This is a genomic window from Streptomyces sp. NC-S4 (assembly GCF_054353315.1).
This window is the reverse complement of the sequence record NZ_CM135937.1, coordinates 5906187-5924850: the sequence shown is the minus strand read 5'-3', so window position 1 is coordinate 5924850 and position 18664 is coordinate 5906187. Positions and strand designations below refer to the sequence as shown.

General features: G+C 71.8%; 14 protein-coding genes. 5 read left to right on the top strand and 9 right to left on the bottom strand.

The features are described from left to right. Positions 1-119 precede the first annotated feature (119 nt). A complete protein-coding gene (locus tag ACXNSR_RS26845; RefSeq protein ID WP_458637978.1) occupies positions 120-275 on the top strand; it encodes a hypothetical protein in 156 nt (51 codons plus the stop codon). 50 nt (positions 276-325) lie between these two features. Then, complete coding sequence (locus ACXNSR_RS26840) at positions 326-490, top strand: hypothetical protein (RefSeq protein ID WP_458637977.1); 165 nt, start codon at positions 326-328, stop codon at positions 488-490. A 27-nt stretch (positions 491-517) separates the two neighbouring features. On the opposite strand, the gene ACXNSR_RS26835 is transcribed toward ACXNSR_RS26840, so the two are convergent. The 4 genes from ACXNSR_RS26835 to gmd form a co-directional block, all read right to left on the bottom strand. Further along, complete coding sequence (locus ACXNSR_RS26835) at positions 518-733, bottom strand: DUF6458 family protein (protein WP_458637976.1); 216 nt, start codon at positions 731-733, stop codon at positions 518-520. A 108-nt stretch (positions 734-841) separates the two neighbouring features. Next, positions 842-1513: a hypothetical protein gene (locus ACXNSR_RS26830; protein ID WP_458637975.1), complete on the bottom strand. Its 672-nt coding sequence runs from the start codon at positions 1511-1513 to the stop codon at positions 842-844. A 96-nt stretch (positions 1514-1609) separates the two neighbouring features. Further along, entirely contained in the window at positions 1610-4393 is a 2784-nt protein-coding gene (locus ACXNSR_RS26825; RefSeq protein ID WP_458637974.1) for a CBM96 family carbohydrate-binding protein, read from the bottom strand. A gap of 246 nt (positions 4394-4639) precedes the next feature. Continuing rightward, complete coding sequence (gene gmd / locus ACXNSR_RS26820) at positions 4640-5653, bottom strand: GDP-mannose 4,6-dehydratase (protein ID WP_458637973.1); 1014 nt, start codon at positions 5651-5653, stop codon at positions 4640-4642. A 419-nt stretch (positions 5654-6072) separates the two neighbouring features. Here gmd and ACXNSR_RS26815 point away from each other — a divergent pair, with 419 nt between their 5' ends. Then, a complete protein-coding gene (locus tag ACXNSR_RS26815) occupies positions 6073-7017 on the top strand; it encodes a GDP-L-fucose synthase family protein (RefSeq protein WP_458637972.1) in 945 nt (314 codons plus the stop codon). Positions 7018-7039: 22 nt separating this feature from the next. On the opposite strand, the gene ACXNSR_RS26810 is transcribed toward ACXNSR_RS26815, so the two are convergent. Then, the gene (locus ACXNSR_RS26810; RefSeq protein WP_458637971.1) at positions 7040-8515 is read right to left on the bottom strand and encodes a sugar transferase; all 1476 of its coding nucleotides are present in this window, start codon (positions 8513-8515) and stop codon (positions 7040-7042) included. 383 nt (positions 8516-8898) lie between these two features. Here ACXNSR_RS26810 and ACXNSR_RS26805 point away from each other — a divergent pair, with 383 nt between their 5' ends. Further along, entirely contained in the window at positions 8899-11169 is a 2271-nt protein-coding gene (locus ACXNSR_RS26805) for a M4 family metallopeptidase (protein ID WP_458637970.1), read from the top strand. A 94-nt stretch (positions 11170-11263) separates the two neighbouring features. On the opposite strand, the gene ACXNSR_RS26800 is transcribed toward ACXNSR_RS26805, so the two are convergent. Both ACXNSR_RS26800 and ACXNSR_RS26795 read right to left on the bottom strand, forming a co-directional pair. Then, positions 11264-11932 (bottom strand): hypothetical protein, encoded by a 669-nt coding sequence (locus ACXNSR_RS26800; protein WP_458637969.1) that lies wholly within the window; start codon positions 11930-11932, stop codon positions 11264-11266. Between the two features lie 168 nt (positions 11933-12100). Beyond that, on the bottom strand, positions 12101-13651 hold the full coding sequence (locus ACXNSR_RS26795) for an MFS transporter (protein WP_458637968.1): 1551 nt from the start codon (positions 13649-13651) through the stop codon (positions 12101-12103). 146 nt (positions 13652-13797) lie between these two features. Here ACXNSR_RS26795 and ACXNSR_RS26790 point away from each other — a divergent pair, with 146 nt between their 5' ends. After that, positions 13798-14799: an Lrp/AsnC family transcriptional regulator gene (locus ACXNSR_RS26790; RefSeq protein WP_458637967.1), complete on the top strand. Its 1002-nt coding sequence runs from the start codon at positions 13798-13800 to the stop codon at positions 14797-14799. A gap of 19 nt (positions 14800-14818) precedes the next feature. On the opposite strand, the gene glgP is transcribed toward ACXNSR_RS26790, so the two are convergent. Together glgP and ACXNSR_RS26780 are read right to left on the bottom strand one after the other, a co-directional pair. Further along, positions 14819-17455: an alpha-glucan family phosphorylase gene (gene glgP / locus ACXNSR_RS26785; protein ID WP_458637966.1), complete on the bottom strand. Its 2637-nt coding sequence runs from the start codon at positions 17453-17455 to the stop codon at positions 14819-14821. A 472-nt stretch (positions 17456-17927) separates the two neighbouring features. Continuing rightward, positions 17928-18560 (bottom strand): helix-turn-helix domain-containing protein, encoded by a 633-nt coding sequence (locus ACXNSR_RS26780; protein WP_458637965.1) that lies wholly within the window; start codon positions 18558-18560, stop codon positions 17928-17930. Positions 18561-18664: the final 104 nt, after the last annotated feature.

The window sequence follows — 18664 nt, the reverse complement described above, 5'->3', positions numbered from 1 at the left end:
ACGGTAGCTCTGGACGTCCCCGAACGTCCACACAGACCGTGATATGTCCACTACCCAGTGCGGTTTCCTGCTGGGTGTCCGGACACCCTCCGGCTCCGCACTCTCCTGGAGTCCGAACCATGAGTCAGACACGCACGGGCAGGCGCCGCAAGGCGGTGCTTCCCGAACCCCCGCCGGGCCCGAGCCTTCGCCTGCTCGCCATCGCCGCACGCGGTTGGACCCGCTTCCTCGCGGCAGCGGCCGCCCACCACGGCGACCAGCAGGAGGAGCGATGACCGGGGGCGGCTCGTTCGGGCATGAGCACCACCCGTGGATCGGGCATGTCGTGGAAGACATCGCGTCCAAGGGAAGGGGCCGGTTGATGGCCGTCGTGTGCGAGAGCGTACTCGATCACGAGGGTCAGGAGCGCTGGGTCCGACTCGCCTACATCCGGCCCGCCTCCGGCATCGAATGGTCCACGGCCGTCGGCAACATCTCACTCGCCCCTTAGCCAGAACTCACAAACGCCTCCGCGGCGTCAGATGACGTCCCGGCGGTGGTCGTCCACCACCGGGATCGCGCCCGTGGTCCGGCGGCGTTTGTAGATGCTCGTGTAGACCGCGAGGCCGATGCCGCCGACCGCCATCATGATCAGGCCGACCAGGTCGAGGTTCACGCTCTCCAGCTCCCAGTCGCTGGCGAAGGTGAGGACGGCCCCCACCACGATCAGGACGATGCATCCGCCGATGCCCATGGGTCCGCCTTCCGCTGTCGGGACTGTGACCGCGCGGGTACCCGGGTTCCGGGTACGAAAACGCCCCCGGGGGCCGGGAGTCCGGTCCTCGGGGGCGTTGTCGGTCGGTTACGCGGGGATCCAGGCGTAGCAGCCGGAGGAGGTGAACTCCGCCGTCCCGGCCGGGATCGTCGCCGTGATCTTGTCGCCCGCCTTGGGCGGGTTCTCGGGGCCCGAGGCGAGGGTGGCGCCGTCCTTGCCCTTGGCCTCCCAGGTGCAGTTCGTGGCCTGGGTCAGCGCCCGGTAGCTGCCCGCCGCGGGCGAGGTCCGGGGGCCTTCGGGGAAGCCCTTCTCCGCCGCGGCGAGGATCGGCTTCTGGTCCGGGCACAGGAGGGTGATCGCGTCCTTGGCGCCCGGGATCTCACCGGTGATGACGGCTCCGGTCGCCGCGTCCTTGTCGTGCTTCGCGGTGCGCTGCACCCGCTGGCAGGCGTCCTGGCCGCCCTGCAGCACGGACGCCGGGTCCACCTTGTCGGGGACCCGCCCGCTCAGGTACTTCTTCTCCTCGGCCGTGAAGCTGCCCGTCTTCGGGGTGATCTTCGCGTCCGGCAGGACCGGGCCGGTCGGCTTGGCGTTCGGGTCGGTCGACGGCTGCGGAGCATCCGCCGGGTCGGGGGCCGACGACGAGGCCGGGGGCTTCGGCTTGGCGCCGGAGTCGGCCTTGTCCCCGCCCGAACTGCAGGCGGTCAGCGTCAGGGCGGCGGCCAGCAGGACAGCAGCCGCTGCGGAGCGTCGGTACATCGGAAGGCTCCCGTACTCAAGGGGGTGTGCAGCGGGGCCCGGCCACAGAGGGCCGGACCCCGCACGCCGTCAGGCGGTTGTTTCGGTTTTCGTCGCTTACTTCGCGCCGAAGGTGAGGACCAGCTGCGGAGTGCCCTCCGCAGCCGTGGCCTCGGCGGACCAGATCCACAGCGGGTCGGTGCCCGTGCTCGTCAGGCCCAGGCCGTAGCTGGTGCCCAGCGCCGCGGAGACCGCGGCGGTGTCCAGCTCCACGTTGTGGACCGCGGAGCCCTCCGCCACGCCCGCGAGGGTGCCGAGCGGGGTGGTGCCGAGGGTGGGCTTGGTGTTGAAGGTCGTGCCCGCGCCGGTCCAGTTACCGGTCACCGGAACCACCTTGATGGTGTCGGTGGTGCCGGAGTTCGCCTGCGTGCTGGTCTTGATCTGCAGCGAGGCGGACTTCAGGACCTGGCCGGCCGGGGCGGCCGGCAGGTTGAAGCGCATGTACGTCTCGTACAGGGAGCCGCTGCCGCGGACCGCCAGCGAGGTGGACGTGCCGTAGGCGGTGCTCGGCGCGCCCTGGTTGACGTAGGTGTCCTCGGTCGTCTTGACCGCGGAGACCGTGTCGGTGGGCGCCTTGGCGAGGTCGAAGTGGCTCTTGACCTGGGCCTGGGTGAGCGCCGACGGGTAGACGGCCGTCTCGTCGAGCTGACCCGCGAAGAAGTTGCTCGTCGGACGGGTCGGCCAGTTGTTGAGGTTGTCGCCGCCGACGTGCCAGTAGCCCGCGTAGGTGGTGTTGCTCGTGACGTTCAGCGAGCCCTTGTTCTGGCCGTCGACGTACAGCGTGATGCCGCCGGGGCCCTGGGTGCCGACCACGTGGTGCCACTGGTTGTCGTTGTACGTCTCGAACAGGCCCGTGGAGACGGTCCGGGTCGAGCCGTTGTAGACGCCGAAGACGAGGCGACCGGTGTTGGTCATGTACAGCTGGCGGTCGTACGATCCGCTGTTGCGCGCCTGGTTGTTGCCGAAGCCGATGAGCTTGCCGCCGCGCGTGGTGTTCGTCTTGAACCAGGTCTCGATGGTGAACGTGTTGCCGACCGTCTGACGGCGGTCGCTGTACACCTGCTGGCTGGTGCCGTTGAAGCCCATCGCCGTGCTGCCGGGGACGGCGCCGGGCGACTGCTTCAGGGCGGGGGTGTTGAGCTGGATGCCGCTGCGGTTGCCGGACACCGAGGAGTCGGCGACGTAGGGGCTGACCGAGTCGTCGTAGCGCCAGTACAGGTCGGCGCCGTCGGTGCGGACCTGGTTCGGGTAGGACTGGACCGAGGTCGGGACGGTCACCGAGGCGACGGCCGACAGGGCGCTGGTGTTGCCGGCGGCGTCGGTCGCGGTCACCCGGTAGGTGTAGCTCTGGCCGGCCTTGACCGTGGTGTCGTTCCAGGAGGCCTGGGGGCGCTCCCACTCCAGTGAGCTGGCGGTGACGGTGGCGGCCGGGGTGGCGGAGCCGTTGCGGTAGATGCGGTACGTCAGCTTGCTGTCGTCCGCGTCGTAGCTGGTGCGCCAGCGGACCTGGACCTCACCGGGCTTGACGCTGGAGGCGCTGGCCACCGGGGTGGTCGGTGCGCCGACGTCGCCCTTGGAGGCGAAGCGGGTCAGGCCCCACTGCGGCTTGCCGTTGATGAGGGTGAACTCACCGCCGACCCACATGTACTTGACGTCGTTCTTCTCGGCCACGGCCATGACGCGCGGGCCGATGCCCTCGGTGCCGTCCATGCCGTCGTTGGCCGTGGGGTGCCAGCCGAGCTTGCCGGGACCGCGCACGAAGCCGTCCACGGGCGCGGGGGCGGCGCCTTCGTGGTTGGTCGGCTGGGCCAGCAGGAAGTTCCGCTTGCCGTCGGGGAACTCCAGCTCGGTGGAGCAGTCGTGCCCGTGCGAGGAGCTGTAGAGCACTCCCTCGTACGGCAGGACGAACTGGGTCGCGCCGAGGCAGCGGTCGCGCCACTTCTCGGTGAAGTCGCTCAGGCGCAGGCCGATGCGGCCGTCGAAGACGCCGCCGCCGGAGCCCTCGTGACCCGTGTAGAAGCCGGTGTCGTCGGTGGAGATGTCCTTGACGACCGAGTTCGACGGGATGTTGTTGTACGTCTTGGTGACCGCACCCGTGGTGGCGTTGACCACGGCGAGGGCGTGGCTGTTGGAGCCGTTGACGGTGAAGAAGTCGCCGCCGAGGAGCACGTTCTTGCCGTCGGGGGTGACCTCGACGGCGCGGCCCGGCTCGTCGACGTTGGCGACGAAGGGCTTCAGCGCACCGGAGGAGGCGTCCACGGCGGCGAACCGCTCGCGGGTCTGGCCCTCGACCGTGCCGAAGTCGCCACCCGCGTACAGGGTGTCGTCGGTGACGGCGAGCGCGCGCACGGTGGCGGGGAAGCTCGGGTGGAACGATGCCTTGGGGGTGCAGCTCGCGATGTCGATCGCGGCGAGGCTGGAGACCGGGGTCCCGTTGACCGCGCCGAAGTTGCCGCCCGCGTAGAGGGTCTTCTTGTCCTTCGAGACGACCAGCGTCCGGACGGTCGCCGTGCCGTCTCCGATGGTGAAGGCCAGCTTGCAGGAGGTGGGATTGCCGGTCGCGGCGTCGAGCGCCACGAAGTTCACGGCGTTCTGCTCCGCGCCGGCCACGCCCTCGGGCGGACGGACGGCCGAGAAGGTACCGCCCGCGAAGACGGTGCCGTTGGCCTGGGCCATCGCCCAGACGACGCCGTTCGTCTGCCAGGTCGGCAGCTCGTCGGCGGTGAATGCCACTGGCGCCGTGATGGCGGACGCCTCAGGCATCAGCACCAGGCCTATGCCGGTGCCCGCACCGGCCAGTGACAGTACGAGGGCGGCAGTCAGCCCTCTGGATCTACGCATGAGCCCCCCAGGGCAATTGCCCGGTTTGATGGCTGGAACTATCCGAACAGCCATATGTACTGGCGCAGACTAGGGCTCAGTTGAAGGCCCGGTCACCTCTCTTGACCCATTGCATACCAACTTGGAATCAACAGGTTCAGCATGGAGGGTGCACAAGGGACATACGGCAGGTTTACCCCGGCCACACCCCCGTAGAGCTGCGGAGTATGGCCGGAACACGGCAAACCGTAGGGGAAATATAAGGCCTCAGCGGTCGATGCGGACCGTCACACCCGCCAGTTGGTCCTCAACCTGACGGATATCGGCGTCGACCATGATCTGCGCCAGCTCGGCCACCAGGACCGTCGGCTTCCAGCCAAGCAGGTCATGGGCCTTGGAGGCGTCGCCGATGAGGGCGTCGACCTCGCTCGGGCGCTCGTACTTGGCGTCGTAGCGCACGTGCTCGGTCCAGTCGAGACCGGCGTGCGAGAAGGAGGACTCGACGAACTCGCGGACGGTCGCGGCCACGCCGGTGGCGACGACGTAGTCGGTGGGCTCGTCCTGCTGGAGCATCCGCCACATGGCGTCCACGTACTCGGGGGCGTAGCCCCAGTCGCGGACCGCGTCGAGGTTGCCCAGGTAGAGGTGGTCCTGGAGACCGGCCTTGATGCGGGCCACCGCGCGGGTGATCTTGCGGGTCACGAAGGTCTCGCCGCGGCGCGGGGATTCGTGGTTGAAGAGGATCCCGTTGACGGCGAACATGTCGTACGCCTCGCGGTAGTTCACCGTGGTCCAGTACGCGAAGACCTTCGCGGCGCCGTACGGGCTGCGCGGGTGGAACGGGGTGCCCTCGTTCTGCGGGGGCGGGGTGGAACCGAACATCTCGGAGGACGAGGCCTGGTAGATGCGGGTGTCGACACCGCTGGCCCGGATGGCCTCCAGCAGTCGCAGCGCGCCGAGGCCGGTCACGTCGCCCGTGTAGAGCGGGGCGTCGAAGGAGACGCGGACGTGGGACTGCGCGCCGAGGTTGTAGACCTCGTCGGGGCGTATGTCGCGGAGCAGGTTCACGAGGGCGACGCCGTCGGAGAGGTCGGCGTGGTGCAGGACGAAGGACCGGTTGGCGGTCTGCGGGTCCTGGTAGATGTGGTCGACCCGCTCCGTGTTGAAGCTGGAGGACCGCCGCACGAGCCCGTGCACCGTGTAGCCCTTGGAGAGCAGGAGCTCGGCGAGGTACGAGCCGTCCTGTCCGGTGACTCCGGTGATCAGTGCGGTCTTGCCCATGGGGTCCCCTTGCTGGTTGTTTCTGTCGGTCGTGGTGAGGCGTTGCCTCGGGGTGGGTGCGGAGCGGGCCTTCGGGCGTCGCACCGAACGGCCCCGCCGCGGCCCGGGGGCCGGATTGCGTTACCGTACACGGCCGCCCCCGGGCTGCCCCGGCGGGGCGGACGCCCCTGCCCGGAGCGGACGCGGTCCGGGCCGCTCCCGGTTCCGGAGCCGGCCGGGATCCCGGCCGGCCCGGCGGCCGGGTGCCGGCCGCCGGTGGACTGCCGGCGCCCTCGGGCCCGCCGGATGCCGGTCGACGACCGGTTGCCGCGGCCGCCGTTCACCGTGGGGTCCGGCGCGGCCGGGGCCGCGCCGGTGGCGCGGTTCCGGGCCCTGGACCCCTGCCACCCCCGCGGGAGCGGACTGGCATCATCGGCGGTATGACAAGTTCGCTGCCGCTCCTGCCCCCGAACGCCCGCGTCTTCGTCGCGGGCCACCGCGGCCTCGTGGGGTCCGCGGTCGCCCGCCGGCTCACGGCCGACGGCCATGAGGTGCTCACCCGGGGCCGCGCCGACCTCGACCTGCGCGATGCCGCGGCAACCGCCGCGTACCTGAAGGACGTCCGCCCGGACGCCGTGGTACTGGCCGCCGCCAAGGTCGGCGGGATCATGGCCAACAGCACGTACCCGGTGCAGTTCCTGGAGGAGAACCTTCAGATCCAGCTCAGCGTGATCGGCGGAGCGCACGCCGCCGGCGTGGGCCGGCTGCTGTTCCTGGGGTCGTCCTGCATCTACCCGAAGCTCGCCCCGCAGCCGATCCACGAGGACGCCCTGCTGACCGGCCCGCTGGAGCCGACCAACGAGGCCTACGCCCTCGCGAAGATCGCCGGCATCGTCCAGGTCCAGTCGTACCGCAAGCAGTACGGGGCCTCGTACATCTCGGCCATGCCGACGAACCTCTACGGCCCCGGCGACAACTTCGACCTGGAGTCCTCGCACGTCCTGCCGGCCCTCGTCCGGCGCTTCCACGAGGCCGCCGCCGAAGGCCGTGACGAGGTCACGCTGTGGGGTTCGGGCACCCCGCGGCGGGAGTTCCTGCACGTGGACGACCTGGCCGCGGCGTGCGCCGTGCTGCTGAACACCTACGACGGCGACGAGCCCGTCAACATCGGCTGCGGCGAGGACCTGACCATCAGGGAACTGGCCGAGACGGTCGCCGAGGTGACCGGCTTCCGCGGCCGGCTCGCCTGGGACACCTCCAAGCCGGACGGGACCCCGCGCAAGCTGCTGGACGTGAGCCGCCTGACGTCGCTCGGCTGGAAGCCCGCCATCCCGCTGCGGGACGGCATCGCCGCCACGTACGAGTGGTGGCGCGAGCAGAGCTGATCGCACAGGCGGCCCGGGCCCCTCAGTACGCTCCGCGACCGTCTACGACGGCGCGGAGCGTACGGCCCATGACGTCGACATCACTGGTGAAGGACCAGTTGTCGACGTACTGCAGGTCGAGCTGGATGGTTTCGTCCCAGGACAGGTCGGACCTGCCGCTGATCTGCCACAGCCCCGTCATCCCCGGCCGTACGGTGAGCCGGCGCAGCTCGACCTCGTCGTACTTCGCCACCTCCTCCGGGAGCGGCGGGCGCGGGCCGACCAGCGACATGTCGCCGATCAGTACGTTGATCAGCTGCGGCAGCTCGTCCAGCGAGGTGCGGCGCAGCAGCCGGCCCACCCGGGTCACCCGGGGGTCGCGGCGCATCTTGAACATCAGGCCGTCGTTCTCGTTGGACCCGGACAGCTCGGCCTTCATGGCGTGGGCGTCCACGACCATCGTGCGGAACTTCCACATGACGAACGGGACCCCGTCGCGGCCGATCCGCCGCTGCCGGTAGAAGGCCGGGCCGCGCGAGCCGAGGCGGATGGCGAGGACGATCCCCAGCAGGACCGGGGAGAGCAGCAGCAGTCCGGCGGCGGCTCCGACCCGGTCCAGGGCGGACTTGAGCAGGGTCTGCATCCCGCGGCTGACGGGCGGCGCCACCCGCAGTACGGCGAGCCCGCCCGCGGACAGGGTCTCCAGCCGCTTGACGGAGACCTCCACCAGTCCGGGGAAGACCGCGAGTTCGAGCCCGGCGTCGTGCAGGGCCCAGGCGATCCGGCGCAGCCGCTCCCCCGTGATCCGTACACCGGGGGCCACCAGCACCAGGTCGGCGTGGTGGCTGGCGACGGCGCCGAGGACGGCCGCGGAGTCGCCGTTCGGAGTCTCGGGAGTCCATCCGTCGAGCCGCGCCGCCACGGGCACCCCGCTGGCGAGCTGCCCGGCACCGACCGGGACCACGCCGACGACGACGTACGGGTGGTCGGTGCGGGCGGCGAGGTGCGCGATGACGTCCTCGGCCGCGTCGGGCTCGCCGACCACCAGGACCCGGCTGACGGCCTGTGCCTCGCGGCGGGCGGCCGAGAGGTGACGGTAGGTCAGCTTGTGGCAGGCGACGGTGATGAGCAGAGCGGGCAGCAGGGCCCCCAGGGCGGACAGCCGCGGGGTGGCCTCTTCGGTCACCACGCGCGCCACGGCCAGCACGCCGATCAGAATCAGCCAGTCGTGCAGGACCGGCAGCACTCCGCGGGATTCTCCGAGCGTCCGGGTCGCGTAGCGGCGGCGCAGCGCCTGCACCCCGGTCCACGCCACGGCGGCGGCCAGGGCGCAGTAGACCGGCCGGACCTGCTGCGCGGCGTCGAAGACGAGTCCTACCGGGATGGCGGCGCCGAGGAAGTCGGCGGCGATTGCGGCCGGGCGGTACCAACGGGCCTTGTCCCCGAGGCGCCGTGCGGGCGCAAGGGACTCCCGGGCCGCTCGGGCCACTCTTTGCGCAGGAATATGGACATGCCTCATGGGCCCCCCTGGCACGTGGTCTATGACAGTGGCGGGTGCCCATCGCTTCCCCTGGCAACGAACATCTGCCGCACCGGGAAACAGTACGACAAACACCCGTACGGTAAATGCCGTTTGGGTCAACGCAGCCTCTTGTTGCGCAAGTGTTAGCAACCGGTAGCAGACGTTCCGCATCGCGGACGACCTGGTGAAGCACACGAAGGTGAATGGTCCGGATACCGGATACGTATCTTCGAACAACGGACCTTTTCCGGCCAACCTTTTGACGCGGCCCTGACATCTGACGTCGTGAGTGGCAATCTTCGACCGTTCATCGCACCAGCCCTGCTCTGCCCGGAGGCCCACCCAGCCATCCGGAACCCCCCTTGCAGAAGGAGTCTGCGTTGAGGTCCACCCCCCAGAGGCGTGCCACCGCGGCCGGCGCTCTCGTTGCGGCGGCAGCCCTGCTCGCCGTCGGCATCCAGACCGGTACCGCCACCGCCGACGCCACCGCGTCACAGGCACCCACGGCCTCCCAGCCCAACCCGGGCGCGGCCAACCGCGCCCTGAGCGCCTCGGAGCGTGCGACGCTCCTGGCCGAGGCCAACTCGACCACCGTGCAGGCCGCCAAGGCGCTCGGCCTCGGCAGCGGCGAGAAGCTCGTCGTCCGCGACGTGGTCCAGGACGCGGACGGCACCACGCACACCACCTACGAGCGCACCTACGACGGACTCCCGGTCCTCGGTGGTGACCTCACCGTCCACGCCAAGGACGGCGTCACCAAGAGCGTGACCAGGGCGACGAACCACGAGATCAAGGTCGCCGACACCAGCGCCACCGTCACCCCGGCGGCCGCCGAGAGCCAGGCCGTCTCCGCCGCGAGCGCCGAGGGCTCCAAGGAGGCCAAGCCCTCCAAGAACGCCCGCAAGGTGATCTGGGCGGCCGAGGGCGCGCCCGTCCTCGCGTTCGAGACCGTCGTAGGCGGCCTCCAGCACGACGGCACGCCGAACGAGCTCCACGTGGTGACCAACGCCAAGACCGGCGCCAAGATCACCGAGTGGCAGGCCATCGAGACCGGCACCGGCAACACGATGTACAGCGGCCAAGTGACCCTCGGGACCACCCAGTCGGGCAGCACCTGGAACCTGACCGACGCCGCGCGCGGCAGCCACAAGACGTACAACCTCAACCGTGGCACCGGCTCCGGCACCGGCACGCTGTTCTCCGGCCCGGACGACATCTGGGGCAACAACCAGCCGTCCAACCTGGAGACGGCCGGCGCGGACGCGCACTACGGCGCCGCCGCCACGTGGGACTACTACAAGAACGTGCACGGCCGCAACGGCCTGCGCAACGACGGCGTGGCCCCGTACAGCCGGGTCCACTACGGCAACGCCTACGTCAACGCGTTCTGGAGCGACTCCTGCTTCTGCATGACGTACGGCGACGGCGAGGGCAACAACAAGCCGCTCACCTCCACCGACGTGGCCGCGCACGAGATGACCCACGGTCTGACCTCGGTCACCGGCAACATGACCTACAGCGGTGAGCCCGGCGGTCTGAACGAGGCGACCTCCGACATCATGGCGGCGGCCGTCGAGTTCTACGCCAACAACCCGCAGGACGTCGGCGACTACCTGGTCGGCGAGAAGATCGACATCAACGGCGACGGCACCCCGCTGCGCTACATGGACAAGCCGAGCAAGGACGGCGCGTCCAAGGACAGCTGGTACTCGGGCCTCGGCGGTATCGACGTCCACTACTCCTCGGGCCCGGCCAACCACTGGTACTACCTGGCCTCCGAGGGCTCGGGCGCCAAGGTCGTCAACGGCGTGAGCTACAACTCGCCCACCGCGGACGGCCTGCCGGTCACCGCGATCGGCCGGGACGCCGCCTCGAAGATCTGGTTCCGCGCGCTGACGGTGGGCTACTTCAAGTCGAACACCAACTACGCCGACGCCCGCGTCCAGACCCTGAAGGCCGCCGCCGACCTCTACGGCCAGGGCTCGACGATCTACAACAACGTCGCCAACGCGTGGGCCGGCGTCGCCGTCGGATCCCGCATCTCCAACGGCGTCACGGTCACCCCGATCGCCAACCAGAACACCGTCACGGGCAGCGCCGTCAGCCTGCAGGTCCAGGCCACGAGCACGAACCCGGGTGCGCTGAGCTACGCGGCGACCGGCCTGCCGGCCGGCCTGTCGATCAACTCCTCCAACGGCCTGATCTCGGGCACGGCCTCCACCGCGGGCACGTCCAACGTGACCGTCACGGTGACCGACTCGCAGAACCAGACCGGTACCGCGGCGTTCACCTGGACGGTCGGCACCACGCAGCCGAGCGTCTTCGAGAACACCACGGACTACCAGATCGCGGACAACGCGACCGTCGAGTCCCCGATCAACGTGACGCGCACGGGCAACGCCCCGAGCGCCCTCAAGGTGGACGTGAACATCGTCCACACCTACGTCGGTGACCTGGTGGTCGACCTGGTCGCCCCCGACGGCAGCGTCTACAACCTGCGCAACCGCACCGGCGGCAGCGCGGACAACATCGTCCAGCAGTTCACCGTGAACGCCTCCTCCGAGGTTGCCAACGGCACCTGGAAGCTCCGCGTCAGGGACGCCGCCAGCCTGGACACCGGCTACATCAACAGCTGGAAGCTCACCTTCTGACCCCACCGGGGCACGGTGAACGGCAGCTGAGCAGATAGACCACGGGGCCGCCCGGGAGGAATCCTCCCCGGGCGGCCCTGTTCCATGGCCCGGGTCAGCCGAGGGCGCGGAAGATCGCGGTGAGGAGGTCCTCCTCCTCTTCCTCGTCGTCGCGGTTCTGGTTCTGGTCCTGGTTCTGGTCCTGGTTCTGGTTCTGGTTCTGGTCGCTCTGGTCCTCGCGCGGCCGGTCCTCCCGGCCCGGCCAGGTGCCGTTGCCGCCGTTGCCGCCGGTCCCGCTGTCGGTCTGGTCCTCGTCCGCCTCGTCGTCCCGGGGCCGGTCGTCCCGGCCCGGCCAGGTACCGGTCCCGCCGTTCCCGCCGGTCCCGCCGTTCCCGCCGTTTCCGCTGGTCCCCGAGTCCTCCTTGGCCACCGGCTTGAAGTAGACGGAGACGACCTCCACCTGCTTCGCCTTCTCCCCCGGCTTCAGTACCTTCTCGGCCTCGCCCTCGCAGCTGCGGTTGTCGAAGAGGACCGCGAGCGACTCCGTCTCGTTGCGCACCTCGATGGCGGGCTCGTCGCGGGAGGTACGCGTCAGCAGGTAGCAGGTGTCGTTGTCGGCGGGCCGGATCTGGCCTCTTCTCTCGGATCCGGCGGCGTCCAGGTACTGGTAGTGCAGCGTGCCGAGGGCGCGTTCGCCGTGGTCGTCGGCCGCTGACGGGCCGGCGGTGGGCAGGGCGAGCGCGAGAGCGCCGACGAACACGGCGGCGGTCGAGCGAAGACGCATGGGGGGAGTCCGTTCCTCGGGTTCCGCGGATACCGGTCCGGTGGCATCCTCGGGCAGCGTAGGAGCGGAGGAGGCTGCTGAATCGATTCGGCATGCCCTGTGCGTTCGAAGGTTCACCCGTGAGGTCCCAGCCGTACGGCCCTCCGCACGGTCTCCCTGCCTACGGCCTCAGTCCCGTACGGCCGGTGCCCCCGCCGGGTCCTGGGCCCGGGTGGACTGCGCGCGGGGCCGCGGGAGCGGGGCGGCGGCGGCCGGCGTCCCACCGCGGAGCAGGAGGAAGACCGCCGCCGCACCGGCCAGCCCCATCGCGGCCGAGACCAGGAACGTATCGCGCAGACCGCTCGCGAAGGCGGCCTCCACCAGCCCCGTCAGGGCCTCGCGGGCCGCGCCCGCCGGGGCTTCGCCGAGCACCCGTCCGGCGCCTCCGGAGGCCAGCGTCTCCGCCAGGCCCCGGCCGCCCTCACCGAGCCCGGAGCGCAACCCCGTGTGGAAGACCGCGCCGAGCACGGCGATGCCGAGGGCGGTGCCCAGCTGGCGCGCGGTGTTCAGGGCGCCGCCCGCCATGCCCGCCCGGGCCGGGGCCACGGCCCCCATCGCGGTGGCGGCCAGCGCCGGGGTCGCGGCGCCCACCCCCACGCCGGTCACGAGCAGCCCCGGTACCAGGGCGGTCCAGCCGTCCCCCGCGTCGAGCATCCAGGCCTGGAGCAGCGCGCCGAAGCCGATCAGCAGCAGTCCGCCGCCGATGGTCAGCCGGGGCGGGACCGTGTGCAGCAGCCGTCCGGCCACCGCGGCGACGACGAAGCCGGCCGCGCTGAGCGGCAGCAGCACCAGGCCCCCGCCGACCGGGCTCATCCCCTCGACGGACTGCAGCCAGAGGGAGACGTACATGAGGTACGAGAACGCGGCGCCCGACAGCAGCAGTCCGGCGGCCATGACGGCGACGAAGGTCCGGCTGCGGAAGAGCGAGAGGTCCAGCATCGGGCGGCCGCTGCGCAGTTCGACGAGCACGAAGCCGGCGAAGGCCGCCACTCCCACGCCGAGCAGGCCCAGGGTGGTGGGCGAGCCCCAGCCGTTCTCGCCGACGCGGATCACGGCGTAGGTGACGGCCGCGGCGCCCGCGGTGAAGGTGGCCATGCCGGGCAGGTCGAGGCGCCCGGCGTGCGGGTCACGGGACTCGGCCACCGCCTTGAGGGTGACGTACACGGCCAGCACGGTGACGGGCAGGTTGATGAAGAAGATCCAGCGCCAGCCGAAGTTCTCGGTGAGCAGCCCTCCGATGATCGGCCCGGCCGCGGCGGCGGCGCCGTTGACCGCGCCCCAGACGCCGAAGGCCACCCCGCGGTCGCGGCCCTGGTAGGACGAGCTGAGCAGGGCCATGGTGGTGGCGAACATGGCGGCTCCGCCGATGCCCTGGACGGCGCGGAAGGCGATCAGCTCGGCCGGGCCGGTGGCCAGCCCGCAGGCGAGCGAGGCGGCGGCGAAGAGCCCGAGCCCGATGAGGTAGACGCGGCGGCGGCCGATCCGGTCGGCGAGCGAGCCCGCTCCCAGCAGCAGGGCGGCCAGGGCGAGGGCGTAGACGTCCATCACCCACTGGAGGCCGGCGAATCCGGTGTGCATGTCGGCGGACATGTCGGGCAGGGCGACGGTCACGATCGTGACGTCGACCAGGAGCATGAATGCCCCGAGGCAGACGGCCGTCAGGGGCAGCCATTTGCGCATGGGAGTTCTCCTCGGGTGTGCGCGGGGGTGGGGTCGCGGGCGGGTCCGCGGTGACCCCAAGGTCCCACCGCTCAGCCCGCTTCCCCCATCCAGCGGCCCGCTCCTGCCGGATTTCCGCCACCATGACCCCTGTCATGATGGAAACCATGAACTCGACGCAGCTGGACGCACTCGACCGGTCCCTGGTGCACGCCCTCGTGATCGACGGCCGGGCCCCCTTCAGCCGGCTCGCCGAGGTGCTGGAGGTCTCCGACCAGACCGTCGTACGCCGCTACCGGCGGCTGCGGACCGCCGGTCTGGTCCGGGTGGTCGGGCTGCCGCAGGGCAGCCGCGTCGGCCTGTTCGAGTCCTGGCTGCGGGTGCAGTGCGCCCCCGACGCGGCGCTCCCGGTGGCCGAGGCGCTCGCCCGCCGCCCGGACATCGCGTGGGTGACCCTGAACTCGGGCGGCACGGAGGTCCACTGCATGACCCGGGCCCGTACCCGCCGGGACCGGGACACCCTGCTGCTGGAGAAGCTGCCGCGGACCCGCCGGGTGACCGGCATCAGCGCCCACACCATCCTGCGGAAGTTCTTCGGCGGGCCCGACTCGTGGGCGGGCGTGGACGTGCTGCGCCCGGATCAGATCGCGGCCCTGGAACGGCCCGTGCCCCCGCCCGGGCCGGGCCGGTACGCCCTGGACGAGACGGAGTTCGCGCTGCTCGCGGTGCTGGGCCGGGACGGCCGCGCCGGGTATCCGGAACTGGCCCGCGCCACGGGGCTGTCGGAGTCGACCGCCCGCCGGAAGGTGGAACGGCTGCGTGATCTCGGGGCGCTCTTCTTCGACGTGGAGTTCGTCCCCTCGCTCTTCGGCTACGAGGCCGAGGCGACGATGGTGCTGACCGTCCCGCCGGCCCGGCTGGCGCAGGTGGGGGCCGCACTGGCGAGCCACCGCGAGGTGCCGTTCGCGGCGGCCGTGACCGGGGCGGCCTCCCTGATGGCGGTGGTCGTGTGCCGGGACACCGACGCGCTCTACACGTACCTGACCGAGCGGATCGGCGCGGTGGACGGCGTGGGGCAGGTGGAGGTGATCCCGGCCCTGCGCAGCGTCAAGCGGGCCGGGATGCTCGTGGAGGGCGAGCGGCTGGTGGATCCGCCGCCCGCCCCCTGAACCGGTACCGCCGCGGTGTCTACCGCAGCAGCACCCCGCCCCCCGCGTCCGCCTCCACCGGGGCCGCGACCAGGCCCAGTTCCGCCGGGGTCGCCAGCAGCGGGTGCGCGGGCAGGATGCGCACCGTGTAGCCGAAGGGCCCCGTACGGTCGAGGGCCAGCGGGCCCTCGTACACCCAGCGGCCCTCCAGATCGGGCCCCGCGGCCGGCTTGAGCGGGAAGCTCCGCCCGTCCCGGATGACGTCCTGCGGGTCCACCCGGCCCGCGAAGGCCTGGACCTCCACGTCCTCGGGGGTGAGCACGTCCAGCGCCACCTGCACGCGCAGGGTGAGGGTGGCGCCCAGTTCGGCGGTGCCGCCCACAGGAGCCGCGGCCAGCGTCTCCACGTGCTCGACGGAGACCCGCGGCCAGGACGCCCGGGCCCGGCCCTTCCACCAGGCGAGGTCACGGGCCGCCTCGGCGTCCAGGGCCCGGTGGGCGAGCGCGGCCGGCGTGTACAGCCGCTCCACGTACTCCCGGACCATCCGCCCGGCGAGCACCTTCGGCCCCAGCGAGACGAGCGTGCGCCGGACCATCTCGATCCACCGCACCGGGAGCCCGCTGTGCCCGGTCCGGTCGTAGAACCGCGGCGCGACCCGGTTCTCGATCAGCTCGTAGAGGGCGCTCGCCTCCAGGTGGTCGCGCCGGTCCTCGTCCGCGCCGAGCCCGTCGGCGGTCGGGATGGCCCAGCCGAAGTCCGGCTCGAACCATTCGTCCCACCAGCCGTCCAGCACGGACAGGTTGAGGCAGCCGTTGAGCGCGGCCTTCATCCCGCTCGTGCCGCACGCCTCCAGCGGCCGCAGCGGATTGTTCAGCCAGACGTCGCAGCCCGGGTAGAGCTTCTGTGCCATGGCCATGCCGTAGTCGGGCAGGAAGACGATCCGGTGCCGCACCCTCGGGTCGTCCGCGAAGCGGACCAGTTCCTGCACCAGCCGCTTCCCGCCGTCGTCGGCCGGGTGCGCCTTGCCCGCCACCACGATCTGCACCGGCCGCTCCGGGTCCAGCAGCAGCCTGCGCAGCCGGTCCGGGTCGCGCAGCATCAATGTCAGCCGTTTGTACGAGGGCACGCGCCGGGCGAAGCCGATGGTCAGCACGTCGGGGTCGAGTACGGAGTCCACCCAGCCCAGTTCGGCCGCGGCCGCCCCGCGCTGGCGCCACGAGGCGCGCAGCCGGTCCCGTACCTCCTGCACCAGTTGCTCGCGCAGCACCCGCCGCAGGTCCCACACGTCCTGGTCCGGGATCTCGGCGACCGCGTCCCAGCGGGGCGAGCCGCCGACCGACAGGGCGTCCTCGGTACGGCCCACGCCGATCTGGCGGGCGCCGAGCCGGACCACCTCGGGGGCCACCCAGGTGGGGGCGTGCACCCCGTTGGTCACGGAGATGATGGGCACGTCGGCCGGGTCGAAGCCGGGCCACAGCCCGGCGAACATCTCCCGGCTGACCGCGCCGTGCAGGGTGGACACCCCGTTGGCCCGCTGGGCCAGGCGCAGGCCCATGACGGCCATGTTGAACACGCCGGGGTCGCCGCCGGGATAGGTCTCGGCGCCCAGTTCGAGGATCCGCTCGACCGGTACGCCGGACAGTTCCCCGCCCTCCCCGAAGTGCCGGGCGACCAGGGCCCGCTCGAAGCGGTCGATCCCGGCCGGGACGGGGGTGTGCGTGGTGAACACGGTCCCGGCGCGCACCGCCTCGACGGCGGCGTCGAAGCCGAGGCCCTGCTCCCGCTCCAGTTCCCTTATGCGTTCGAGCCCGAGGAAGCCGGCGTGCCCCTCGTTGGTGTGGAAGACCTCGGGATGGGGATGGCCGGTGATCCGGCAGTACGCGCGCACCGCGCGCACGCCGCCGATGCCGAGCAGCATCTCCTGGAGCAGCCGGTGGTCGCTGCCGCCGCCGTAGAGCCGGTCGGTCACCTCGCGGGCCGCGGCGTCGTTGTCCTCGACGTCGGAGTCCAGGAGCAGCAGCGGGACGCGGCCGACGCGGGCCTGCCAGATGTGGGCCTGCAGGGTGCGTCCGCCGGGCAGGGTCAGCGAGACGCGGGCGGGGGTGCCGTCGTCCTGGCGGAGCAGGCCGAGCGGGAGTTCGTTGGGGTCGAGGACGGGATAGTGCTCCTGCTGCCAGCCGTCGCGGGAGAGCGACTGGCGGAAGTAGCCGTGGCGGTAGAGCAGGCCCACCCCGATGAGCGGGACGCCGAGGTCGCTGGCGGCCTTCAGGTGGTCGCCGGCGAGGATGCCGAGGCCGCCGGAGTATTGCGGCAGGGCGGCGGTGATACCGAATTCGGGGGAGAAATAGGCGATGGCGGCGGGCAGTTCCGCACCGTTCTCCTGGCTCTGGTACCACCTCCCGCCGTTCACGTAGTCGTCGAGGTCGGCCGCGGCAACGGCGAGCCGGCGCAGGAAGCGGCGGTCCGCGGCCAGTTCGGCGAGCCGGGTCGCGGAGACCGCGCCGAGCAGCCGGACGGGATCGCCGCCGGCGGCCTGCCAGCCCTCGGGGTCGACGGATTGGAAGAGTTCACGGGTCTCGGAATGCCACGACCAGCGCAGGTTGCGCGCGAGCTCGGTCAGCTGCAGCAGGGGTTCCGGGAGGACGGGGCGCACGGTGAATCGACGGATAGCCTTCACGTGTTCCACCTTCGCAGGGGATTACGGATCGGAGCGGCCGCACCACGCTGTGCACCCGCGCATCACCCCGGGAAGGCTAGCGGCGCCCGCGTGTTCCGGCCATGGGCCCTCCGGCGGGCCCGGTCCGCCGGTGACGGCCGTCCCGCTCCGGCGGCACGTCCGGAAGCGGCCGCAGCACCTCCGGGAGGGCGTCGGGGAGTTCGGCCGGTCCGCGATCTCCCCGGCGGCGGGCCACCGGGTCCGGGGCGGTCGCAGGCGGCAGCTGTGCGCGGGGCGATTCGCGCGGTTCCTCCGCACCCCCCGTGGCGTGGTCCCCCGTACGGATGACGCATCGGGCGCGGCACGGGACAGCCCGGAGGAGCCGGTGAGCGGTGGCCGGCCGGGCTGCCGCGCGGGCCTGTCGGGCGCTCCGGCCGGCCGGTGGTCGCGGGCCGGGCCGGACCGGATCCCCGGCGGGGCCGCGCAGCGCCCGTCAGGCCACGGCCCGCGCGCGCCGTTCGGTGGGGCTGATGCCGTACGCCTCGCGGAAGGCACGGCTGAAGACGGCGGCGCTGCCGAAGCCCCAGCGGGCGGCGATGGTGCTGATGGGCCGGTCGAGCAGTCCGGGCCGGGCGAGGTCGGCGTGGCAGTTCTCCAGCCGGCGCCGGCGGATGGTGGCCGCGACGCCCTCCCCGCGGCCTTGGAACATCAGGTGCAGCCGGCGCACCGAGATCTGGTGGCGGTCGGCGACGGAGCGCGGGGTCAGGCCCGGATCGCCGAGGTTGTGGTCGATGAAGGCGTCGATCCGTTCCAGGAGCGCGCGGGGGTCCGGACCGGCCGGGGGCTCGCCGCCGCTGGCCTCGCCGCCGATCGGCTCGGCCGCGCCGTCGTGCTGCCCGGCCAGGCAGGCGGTGATCAGGTCGGCCGCGACCCGGCCCAGCCGGTCCAGCTCCCTGGGCGCGCATTCGGCGCCGTGCGCTCCCAGGGTCTCCAGGAACCGGCCGACGATCGCCCCCATGCCGCTCTCGCCGGAGATCCGCCGGGCGAGCAGCCGCTGCGCCTCGTCGACCGGCACGGGCGACGCGCTCCCGGGCAGCCGGACCACGACCGCCGTCCTCGACCGCATCGTTCAAGACCCCCGAATCACCGGTCACTCGTCCCTCTCGGCATGACGGCATTGTCTCCCGGCGCAGCCCTCGTGCACCCCTACGCCACCTAGTTCCGGCCGAC

Bases quoted from the DNA above. Each gene is read 5' to 3' on its own strand.
- ACXNSR_RS26845 (WP_458637978.1), top strand. From the start codon at position 120: ATGAGTCAGACACGCACGGGCAGGCGCCGCAAGGCGGTGCTTCCCGAA.
- ACXNSR_RS26835 (WP_458637976.1), bottom strand. From the start codon at position 733: ATGGGCATCGGCGGATGCATCGTCCTGATCGTGGTGGGGGCCGTCCTC.
- ACXNSR_RS26830 (WP_458637975.1), bottom strand. From the start codon at position 1,513: ATGTACCGACGCTCCGCAGCGGCTGCTGTCCTGCTGGCCGCCGCCCTG.
- ACXNSR_RS26825 (WP_458637974.1), bottom strand. From the start codon at position 4,393: ATGCGTAGATCCAGAGGGCTGACTGCCGCCCTCGTACTGTCACTGGCC.
- gmd (WP_458637973.1), bottom strand. From the start codon at position 5,653: ATGGGCAAGACCGCACTGATCACCGGAGTCACCGGACAGGACGGCTCG.
- ACXNSR_RS26815 (WP_458637972.1), top strand. From the start codon at position 6,073: ATGACAAGTTCGCTGCCGCTCCTGCCCCCGAACGCCCGCGTCTTCGTC.
- ACXNSR_RS26810 (WP_458637971.1), bottom strand. From the start codon at position 8,515: ATGAGGCATGTCCATATTCCTGCGCAAAGAGTGGCCCGAGCGGCCCGG.
- ACXNSR_RS26800 (WP_458637969.1), bottom strand. From the start codon at position 11,932: ATGCGTCTTCGCTCGACCGCCGCCGTGTTCGTCGGCGCTCTCGCGCTC.
- ACXNSR_RS26795 (WP_458637968.1), bottom strand. From the start codon at position 13,651: ATGCGCAAATGGCTGCCCCTGACGGCCGTCTGCCTCGGGGCATTCATG.
- ACXNSR_RS26790 (WP_458637967.1), top strand. From the start codon at position 13,798: ATGAACTCGACGCAGCTGGACGCACTCGACCGGTCCCTGGTGCACGCC.
- ACXNSR_RS26780 (WP_458637965.1), bottom strand. From the start codon at position 18,560: ATGCGGTCGAGGACGGCGGTCGTGGTCCGGCTGCCCGGGAGCGCGTCG.